This is a genomic window from Mycobacterium arosiense ATCC BAA-1401 = DSM 45069 (assembly GCF_002086125.1).
In the GTDB taxonomy this organism is placed as follows: Bacteria; Actinomycetota; Actinomycetes; order Mycobacteriales; family Mycobacteriaceae; genus Mycobacterium; species Mycobacterium arosiense.
Genome location: NZ_MVHG01000132.1, coordinates 1 through 9,219 on the forward strand (window position 1 = coordinate 1; position 9,219 = coordinate 9,219).

The following is a 9,219-nucleotide window of genomic DNA, read 5'->3' on the forward strand; positions in this document are numbered from 1 at the left end:
CTCAACTACCGGCCTACCCCTACTCGCCACCGACCAAGTCTACAATTAATCAACCAACTTACGGCGCAGGACACTAGCTAAGGTTTGCGTTAACCAAATCCTCGATCTCGCCCACAGATCTATCCATGAGATGGCTGAAAATAGTCGCATTAACCAACGACAAAATCGCGCAAGCGCCGTTTGAACAGATCATGTATTTGGTATCGACTTCAGATACGTCTACGTCTGGGGCGAATCCTTGCTGGGCGAGGTCAGCGCCCAGCGGCCCCGACGCGAGGTCAGAGCGCACGGTCGTTGCCCAATTCCAGATAAGATACTTCTCCGCCAAGGCAAAGTCGGACAGCTTGGCCTCGCCGCGACGTCGCTGCCCGCGATCGTTGACCGTATCCACTACCCACCAATTTTGGTCTTCCCGAAGATGCACAGAATAGTCGTTGGTTTTGAAGCAGATCAGACAATCATCGCAGTCGGTCGTGATGAATACATTGCCGCCGCCCAATCCAGGTGCCCAAAGACGCCAATTAGCTGACAAGCGGGAGAAATCAGCCATCAATTAACCCTTCTCAAATATCCCCACCTAACCAGTTCTGCGACGTCGCCGGTCTCTCCATCTTCGTTAATGATGCGGTATTGCTGGCCACCTCCGGGTTGGTGGAACCACGGAGCTACTTCCGATTGCTCGATGTGCCAGCCAGGCGGGAGACGAGACGGGTCTTTCACAACGTATTCGAAATAAGGTTTGACGGCACTATCCGGTGGCAAAGCCAGTTCGGCAAATGGGGTTCCTTCGGGCGCTAAGTATCCGCCGCCAGGGTAACCAAATCGACCGACCACCGTCCCCTCTGGCAATTGAGCGTCGGGAACGACAGTCCCGGGTACGGCGTAAGGTTTCGTCGGCGACGTGTCGTCGGGATAGCGCAGGCTACCGTCAGGGTGAGTGAAATTCGGTCCAGGCTCAACCGGATGGTATCCGTCGAACAGCGGGTGGTCCGAGGTGAGTGGCGGCGGTGGGTGGTCCGGCGGTAGCGGCGTCGGGCTATCAGGTGCGACCGGTGCGTGAGGTCCACCAGGTGCGTGTTCGACCGGAATCTCAGCCGACGGCGCGTGCTCGACCGGGGGCGGATCGAGAGGGTGAGTGCCCAAGACGGGCTCCCCGCTTGTGCCGGGTAGTGGGCCATGAGAAGCGAGGTTGCGCTCGGCGGCCTGGAAATGTGCTTCAGCTCCGGCCAGTGCCCGCGGGAACACATTGTCGGCCGTCAGGCCCTCTAGCGTTTCGCGGCTGAACAGCATCTTGACGCCTTGCACAAACGCTTCGCCGCCCGCCTTGAGCTCCGGTGCCCCGACCGCCAGGGTGATGGCGGTAAACAGAGGCTCAGAGGTGGCCTCCACCTGCCCGGGATCCGGCGTGCGCATGCCGGTCAACTTGCCGCCGTTGAACGTGTAATACGTGCCGGTGACTTGGTCGAAGAACTCACCCGTGCCGTTCTCCAATTGGCCGAATGCCTGTACTGGCTGTCCGTTGACGTCATAGGTGAACATGAAATGCCCGTCGAGGGAGACGTTCACGGACGCGGGGTCAATGCTGTTGTAGTCCGGGATTTTGCCGAGATCGTCCAAAGCACGGGCGAGATCGGCTTTGAGCTTCGGCAGCTTGGCAGTTGCGGCCTCGCCTTCCGGCGAGCCCGGACCATGCGTATAGAGGTCCGCCGTGGCTTTACTGAGCGCCTCCTGCGCGGCGCGCACCTTGGCCATCTGGTCAACGACGGCCTGATTGGTGACTTGGCGGATGTCAGCCAGTGCGGCCTGCTGGGCTGGCGACGGCGGTGCCACACCGTCAGCGTCGGCGCCGTGGAGGGGGGCGCCGTCATACCCCTCGGCATGAAGGCTATTGAGCGACTTCTGCAGGCCATCGGAGTAGCCGTTGCGAATTGCTTGCAATGCAGCCAGCGCAGCCTTTGTGTCGCGGACGGCGTCGTCTTCGCAAGTGTCGATAAAGGCATGTAGCGCTTCTTTGTCCGCGCCGCTGAGACTTGTGTCGTTGTTCAAAAGGTTGACGGCCTGGACAACCGAGTCCGAAATGCTCTTCAACTGCGCATCCAGGGCGGCGATGCGCGCCGCCCCGGCCTTCTGTGCGTCGGCCAACGCCGCAGCAATGTTTTCGAGGTCCGCACCGATCTTGGGCAGCTGCAACGACTGCGCTCCAAGGGATTTCACCACCCGCTGGACTTCTTCGGAGTCGTTGATCGGATGACCGCCATCCTGGTGGTTCCAGGCGGCCTCGAAGCGGGTGCGGGCTTGTTGGAAAGCGTTGTCAGACTCCGCGGTGCACCGGCCCGCGCGATGGAAGGCACCGGCTAGGTTCGAAATGTGAAGCGGGCTGCCGGCCTGCAGGCTTGCGTTGATCGCCCAGGGATCACCACCGGCTTCGGCGATGAGCGCCTTCTCATCTATGTAGGGAAGTCCCATGACACCGTCGCTGGCTAGCTTGCTATTGGCAGCTCGTCGCGGGCAGGATTTTCACCCAGTCGCGAGCCGCCCATAAGAGTAGTGATCCGGGAACCGAGGTCAATTCACTAGGCGTCGCCAAGGTGGTCGCCAGGTGAGGCCGGTTCATCCACCATGTCTGCGTGCGGGCCGTTCGGGTCGCCGACACGAATCTCCATGGGCCACGACCACTTCGGTACGGCCGGGGCTGCAGCCTTGCGGAGCCCCTCGCCGACGGCCGTGAGCTCCCGCGTGGTACAGCCGCCGATTCGCCGGTCGTCGCGAGGAGTCACTGCCCCGTACGAAGCATCGACCGCACCGCGGATACGCATCATCGATTGTTACTTCGCGGTCTGAAAAGATGGTTCCGTGGCAGGTCCCTGCGCCCACTGCGGATTCACCTATGACCTGCGGCGCGCCGCAGCCGCTGCCGGCGACATCCGCGCTGGGGCCGCCGATGTTGTTGCGCTTTTGTGCCGTAACGGCTTCGATGTCCGGCGGCGTCCGCGGCCCGACGTATGGTCTCCGCTGGAATACGCGTGTCATCTGCGAGATGTGCTGCTCGTGCAGCGCGAACGGGTGCTTGCGGCCCGACGCGTCAACGGTGCCGACTGCGCTCCCATGGGTCGCGAGGAGCGCGCGGAGCACGAGGGTTACAACGAGCAGGACCCTACCGCGGTCGCTCGCCAACTCACCGATGCCGCAGCGCTATTCAGCAATGTGCTGGAACGATTGTCCGCCGCAGACTGGGACCGCGCCGTTGTCTATCACTATCCCGAGACCAGTGAGCGGTCGCTGCGCTGGGTCGCCGTCCACACCGCGCACGAACTGCAACACCACCTTTTCGATATCCGGCGCCAACTCTGAGCCGGTCTGCAGTAGGGGAGTCGCTGGGCCGCTGAATCGTCCGGGCACTACGGTGCACACCATGAATGTCGATGCGACCGCGTTCGGCGAACGGTGGGTACGCCATTGGAACGCCCACGACGTCGAAGCCGTACTCGCCGACTTCCACGACGACGTCGTGTTCACGTCACCGGTAGCCGCCAGACTCTTCCCGGAGACGCGCGGCGTGGTCCGGGGCAAGGAGGCATTGCGGCGATACTGGACCGCGGCCGTCGCGCGCATTCCAAATCTCCGGCTCACTCGACTATCACCGCCGGCACTACAGCACTACAGCAAGCTGCAGCGACGGACCTCGTCCGTCTGGGAAGCCGAGCGTAGACACTTTGAGCATTCGCGACTTGCCGAGGGCGTGCGAGACAGAAAACGAGACGCCACGACCTGGACGACGGCGCAGGGAAGCGGGGCGGATCGGCTGTCTCGTTCTCTGGATACGAGACAGCAGCAAAGTGTTGCTTTTGATGCTCAGCTTAGGTCGGGTGCGGATCTGGACGAGGCCGCAGTTAGTAGGGTGGTGCGGGCGTCGGACCGGGTGTGTGGCAACCACAACGCCTGGATGGGCACCATCGGCGGGTCGATCAGGGGTCGTACCTGGACGCGGCCGCCGAGGGCATTCCCGGGGGGTGCGGTGACCAGCGCAACGTGGTCGTTGTCAACCACCGCGGTTACCGGCGGGGTGCCTTGAGTCTTGTTGACGGTCAGGTTGGGCTCGAATCCTGCTCTACGACAGGCTGATACGAGGAAGTCGGTGTAGAACGAAAATGTCGGGGGCGCCCACACGACCAGGGTGAAGTCGGCAATGTCGGTGAGCTGTAAACAGCGTCGGTCGCTCAACGGATGTTCCGCTCGGACTGCGACACGAAGTTCGTCGTAGCCGATGACGGCGGCGGCGAGATCAGTGGGGGTGGTGGCGCCGCGGCGCAGGCCGACGTCGACGGAGCGATCGAGAAGGCCCTGCTGCAGCTCGCGGGGAAAGAGCTGCCGCGCGGTCACCGAAAGATGCGGCAGCGCCTTTCGTATTGGTTCGATCAGCGCGAAGGCCTCCTCGGCGGTGACGGCGGGGGAGTGTCCGACCACGAAAGGCCGTGGATCTTCGCCGGCAGCTTCGCGCGTGGCATCGCTGAGGGCGTCCGCGGCGGCCAGCAGGACGGGCGCACCTTCGCGCAATGTCCGCCCGGCATCCGACAGCACGAGCCGTCGGCCCCGGCGATCGAATAACGCCACGCCGATCTCGCGTTCGAGCTGGCGCATCGCGGCGCTTAACGCCTGTTGGGTGACATGCAGGCGAGCAGCTGCCGAAGTCAGACTTGCGTGATCGGCCACGGAGACAAATTGCGCCAGGCGTCGCAGATCCATCGGCCCATCGGGCACCCGTGACCTCCTCCTACAAACAAGCTTTGTGTTATGACCATATATCCCTGTTGGTCGTTTGTACTCGGCTTTCCTTACTGTCAACTTCAGCACCCGCCCAACGTCGCCCCGGCGACGTCACTACGAACGGAGACGCTGATGAGCGAGCACCGCATCACCGGAAAGAACGTCCTCATTGCCGGGGGCGCCAAAAATCTGGGTGGGCTGATCGCCCGCGACCTTGCCGACCACGGCGCCAAAGCAATCACCATCCACTACAACAGCGACGCGACTCGCTCAGCCGCCGACGACACAGTTGCGGCGATCACCGCCGCCGGCGCTCACGCCCACGCCGTGCAGGCCGACTTGACCTCCGCCGCCGCGGTGTCCCGGTTGTTCGGCGATGCCGCCGCCGCGATGGGTTCGATCGATATTGCGATCAACACCGCCGGCATGGTGATCAAGAAACCCATCGCTGAAGTCGGCGAAGACGACTTCGACAAAATTTTCGCCATCAACGCCAAGACAGCGTTTTTCTTCATTCAACAAGCTGGCGCCCATCTCGCCGATGGCGGCAAGATCATCACCCTGGTCACCTCACTGCTGGCCGCTTTCACCGGCGGCTACTCCATCTACGCCGGATCCAAGAGCCCAGTCGAACACTTCACCCGCGCCGCCTCCAAGGAATTCGGCCCACGTGGCATCTCCGTGGTCGCCGTCGCCCCGGGCCCAATGGAAACCCCGTTCTTCTACGGCCAAGAAACCGACGAATCAGCCAAGTTCAACCAAACCGCGGCAGACCTGTCCAAATTCACCAAGACCGGACTCACCGATCCCAACGACATCGTTCCCGTCGTGCGCTTCCTCGCCGGTGAGGGATGGTGGATCACCGGACAAACCATCTTCCCCAACGGCGGCTACACCACCCGCTAACCATCACGCACCACTCACTGGATGCCTCACGTGAACTTCTGCACTAAAACAACTGATCGCTCTCGTTTCTTTAGATGTGAGACAAGCCCCCCGTGAGGACTGCTGTAAGGCCCGCCGGGGCGGTGTTCGGTTAGCAGCGTATGGCAGTGCTGTGCTTGGGATTAGCAGTCGTTTCGTCTGCACCGTCGGTACATGACACAAACGAGATACCCCTGTCGCTCCCGCAAAGCGGATCGAGTAGTCCGAGCGCCGCGTTGGTCGGCTGTTGGAGAAGGCGGCGGGTTTGCCGGAGCATCCACCACGCCTTGGTCGGTGTCAGCGTGAGGGCGGCTCGATTGCGGGTGGGGTCGCGGACGTGATTCTGCATTCACGGTACGGCGCGGCGATGTTGCCTAGGGCAAGTTATGCCACTGCGGCCGCTGCCGGTGTCGATTCGTTTTGGGTGGCCGATCATCTCAATGCGCCCGAAGCGGTCGATCAACGCGGCCAGCGCAAATCCAGCCGCGACATGTCCGATCGAAGACAACCGCCGTGACTCACAGACCAGATCCGACCCCGAACGGCCACCAACACGGCATGCAGAAACCCCGCGAGGGTGACTTGCGTGGTTACCGACCCCGTCAAGATTTGGCCGACCAACTGCACCGCGCCGAACCGACGAATCCTCACCAGCCAACACCGCAGCCAGGGCTGGCGGCTCACATCGGACATGCTCAGCAGTATGCCCGCAGCTACCGATAGCACCGAGGAACCGGCCACCGCGTGACCACACCCCTGGCCCGCGTGGAAATAGCGGGCGCAATAGGGTCGCCAACCGTTGTCCGGCGGCATCATGTAACAGCCAGCTGCCCGGCGAGACTTGCTGAGTCACCGACGGCAGCGCGAGGGACGACGCGCGCTTCGGGCGCGGGGCAGTCGTCCTACGCGCGAGCCAAGACATCCAATCCAAGAACCGGCGCCACAAAAGGGAGCCACCCATCCCGCTTTTTCGAGGCGCTGCGCGAGGTTCCTCTTTGGTGGCAGACCGAACTGCGAATGGTCGTGAGGGGGCTGACTGTCGCGTTCAGCCAGTAGTACGCTCGTGTGTGCCCCGGGGAGTGGCTCATCCGATGTAGTCGGCAAAGGAGTTGCAATCCGGCCGCGCAGGAAGACGGAAGTCGAATCGTCGCACTCTCTTGCCCTCCTTGGGGTCCACTAACTCAATCGGTCGCCCCGGTACCTTCTCGGCGTGCTACCTGGTAGGAGGATGCGTTGCCGCTCGAAATCGGCGATGCGCCACCACACCGGCCGGTGATAGCGGCTTGCCTGCGACCCGCATAAACTCATGCAGCTATGGGGCAAGATCCATTGCAGGTCGTCCCCGCGGAGCTAGAAGCTACGGCTGGCCAGTGGGAGGCGCTTACCTCCCAACTGGCGAGTGCGCCGCCGTCACCCGGACAACCATTCCAGGCCACCACGGCTGCCGTGAACGCCGTCAACGCGGCGATCGGCGTCACCGCAGCGGCCTTCACTGCGCGGACGCAAGAAACGGTCGGCGCGGCGACCACGGCCGCCGGTGGCTACACCAGCCAAGAGGCCACATCGGCGGCCGACATAGCCGCCATCACCGGGGTGACGGTGGTCTAGATGCCCGCCACCCTCTCGCAGATCCAGGCGTGGAGCACCGAGCACCTCATCGACGCGGCCGCCCACTGGACGCATACCGCCGACCGCTGGGAAGACGCCTTCCTGACGATGCGCAACCAGGCGCAATCCGTCACCTGGCACGGCGCTGGCGGCGACGCGCTGCGGCAACGCACCGCAGCCGACCTATCCGTCGTCACCGGTAAAGCCGACCAGCTACGGCAGGCAGCCGGGATAGCCCGCAACGGCGCCAGCGACATCAGCGCGGCCCAGCGGCGAGTCCTGTACGGCGTCGAAGACGCCCAGAATGCGGGATTCGCTGTCGGAGAAGACTTGTCGGTCACCGACACCCGCAACACCAGCCCGGCGGAACGGGCCGCGCGCCAAACTCAGGCCGAAGCGTTCGCCGCTGACCTCCGGCTGCGCGCCGAGCAACTCGACGCGGCAGACACCAACGTCTCCGGCCAGCTCACCGCCACTACTGCGGGTCTCAGCGGCGGTGGCTTTGCGCCAGCCCAGGGCGGCCCCAACCACAGCGCCCCGGTCGACAACCGTAGTGCCCCCAGCTCGAACCGCAACGGCGTTCAGCTGGTCGACTTCAAGCAGGACGGTGGGCCACAACCCCAGCCCCAACCTGGGCTTCCGCCGCCCGGGCGGCAACCCAGCTTCGTAGATCAATACGAGCGCCAACTGACCTCGCCCGGCCCGCAATCGCAGCCACCCGCCACCCCTATGCCAGCGTTCGGCCCGCGACCCGACCCCGGTCCCCAACCAGCGCCGGGCCCGATGCCGACCGTCCCACCCCAACCGAGTTTCGGGCAGTGCGTAGAAGGAAAGGTGAAGGCCAACATCGGCAAAAAGATGATCAAAAGTGGATACGAGAACGCGATCAAGGGCGCTATCGGCGGCGCTATAGCTGGCGGCGTAGCCACCCCCGAGCTTGCCGGTGCAGGGGCGATACCCGGCGGCGTCGTGGGCTTCGTCGGCGGCTTCACGAAAGGGCTTGTTGAAGCACCCGTTAAAGCGGCCGTCGAGGGCGCAGTGGAGTGCGCCGATCTGCCTATCCCAGGGTTACCGAAGCCATGATCGACATGAAACGCGCGGTCTTTCTCCTGCCTGTGTATATCGCGGCGATGATCGCCGTCGACATTGTGTTCAAGTCAGCCCACGTCAACGCCACCAAGCCCCTCCCGGTATGGACAGTGGCCGGGTTCATCGGCTCAGCGATCATCGTTGTCGCCGTGGGTATCTGGTACTTCACCCAACGAAGGGCCGGCAAGGTTACGCAGAAGCGCGAGCACGCTTACATAGCCGTCATGGCTGGGGTAATGGTGTCCGGCTTCGTCGGTGACGCACTGAGCGACATGGCCGGGCTGTTCATGGGCGGAAAATCCCTGTGGGTCATGGCACCTAGCTACGCGCTCGCGTACATCGTCCTTCTGTGGACCACTGCGTTCACGGCGAAAGTTCTGGACAACCGCGCTGGCAATATCGATGACCGCAGCGGTTCCCCGCGCGCGTAAAGACCAACTCCCCGTACGGCTTAGCGTTCTACACGGTGATGTCTGTGCTGTCCCTGGCCCTGTTCGTGCTGAATGTGTGCAGCAACGGCAAGGCTGGATCGTTGTTCGGTCAGTGCTCGGCCGGCCTCGTCATAGAGAGTGTGTTCCCAGCTGGCTCCTACCAATCCCCATTGCGCTTTCTGCAGCTGAGGGCGCGTCAGGGTCAGGGTGATGCTGGATTGGGCGCAGCATTGGCGCTCTTGTGCCGTCCAGGTCGGGTTCGCCATCGGTGTCCCAACCTCGGCACGTTGGATCGATTCGGGTTTGAGCGGGCACTACACGCGTTGTGATCGCGCTCGTCGAAAGTCCTCAGGTGTGCTTGCCGAAATTCCTCACCTGTGAGCAGCGGTCAGTGTAGTTGTTG

Annotated in this window: 8 protein-coding genes and 2 pseudogenes; 7 read left to right on the forward strand and 3 right to left on the reverse strand. The window is 63.1% G+C overall.

What is annotated here, in order from left to right; all coding sequences use genetic code 11:
- Window positions 1–73 precede the first annotated feature (73 nt).
- A complete protein-coding gene (locus tag BST14_RS31250; RefSeq protein WP_245845776.1) occupies window positions 74–550 on the reverse strand; it encodes an Imm61 family immunity protein in 477 nt (158 codons plus the stop codon).
- Window positions 550–2,466: a TNT domain-containing protein gene (locus BST14_RS26735; RefSeq protein ID WP_083067314.1), complete on the reverse strand. Its 1,917-nt coding sequence runs from the start codon at window positions 2,464–2,466 to the stop codon at window positions 550–552. Before BST14_RS26735 ends, BST14_RS31250 begins: the two co-directional genes overlap by 1 nt.
- Window positions 2,467–2,853: 387 nt before the next feature.
- On the opposite strand from BST14_RS26735, the gene BST14_RS26745 reads away from it, so the two are divergent.
- On the forward strand, window positions 2,854–3,351 hold the full coding sequence (locus BST14_RS26745) for a DinB family protein (RefSeq protein ID WP_083067316.1): 498 nt from the start codon (window positions 2,854–2,856) through the stop codon (window positions 3,349–3,351).
- Window positions 3,352–3,412: 61 nt separating this feature from the next.
- Window positions 3,413–3,631, forward strand: a pseudogene (locus BST14_RS26750) (nuclear transport factor 2 family protein); the annotation flags it as partial.
- A gap of 221 nt (window positions 3,632–3,852) precedes the next feature.
- Here the strand turns inward: BST14_RS26750 and BST14_RS26755 are convergent.
- On the reverse strand, window positions 3,853–4,743 hold the full coding sequence (locus BST14_RS26755; protein ID WP_083067317.1) for a LysR family transcriptional regulator: 891 nt from the start codon (window positions 4,741–4,743) through the stop codon (window positions 3,853–3,855).
- A gap of 153 nt (window positions 4,744–4,896) precedes the next feature.
- On the opposite strand from BST14_RS26755, the gene BST14_RS26760 reads away from it, so the two are divergent.
- The 5 genes and pseudogenes from BST14_RS26760 to BST14_RS32740 all read left to right on the forward strand — a co-directional run.
- On the forward strand, window positions 4,897–5,670 hold the full coding sequence (locus BST14_RS26760; RefSeq protein ID WP_083067318.1) for an SDR family oxidoreductase: 774 nt from the start codon (window positions 4,897–4,899) through the stop codon (window positions 5,668–5,670).
- 1,332 nt (window positions 5,671–7,002) lie between these two features.
- Window positions 7,003–7,296, forward strand: a complete 294-nt coding sequence (locus BST14_RS26770; RefSeq protein WP_083067319.1) for a hypothetical protein — start codon at window positions 7,003–7,005, stop codon at window positions 7,294–7,296.
- On the forward strand, window positions 7,297–8,379 hold the full coding sequence (locus tag BST14_RS26775; protein WP_083067320.1) for a hypothetical protein: 1,083 nt from the start codon (window positions 7,297–7,299) through the stop codon (window positions 8,377–8,379). It abuts the gene before it with no gap.
- Window positions 8,376–8,816, forward strand: coding sequence for a hypothetical protein (locus tag BST14_RS26780; RefSeq protein WP_083067321.1), 441 nt, complete (start codon window positions 8,376–8,378; stop codon window positions 8,814–8,816). The genes BST14_RS26775 and BST14_RS26780 overlap by 4 nt, the downstream gene beginning before the upstream one ends.
- Before the next feature lie 38 nt (window positions 8,817–8,854).
- A pseudogene (locus BST14_RS32740) lies at window positions 8,855–8,941 on the forward strand (hypothetical protein); the annotation flags it as partial.
- Between the last annotated feature and the right edge of the window lie 278 nt (window positions 8,942–9,219).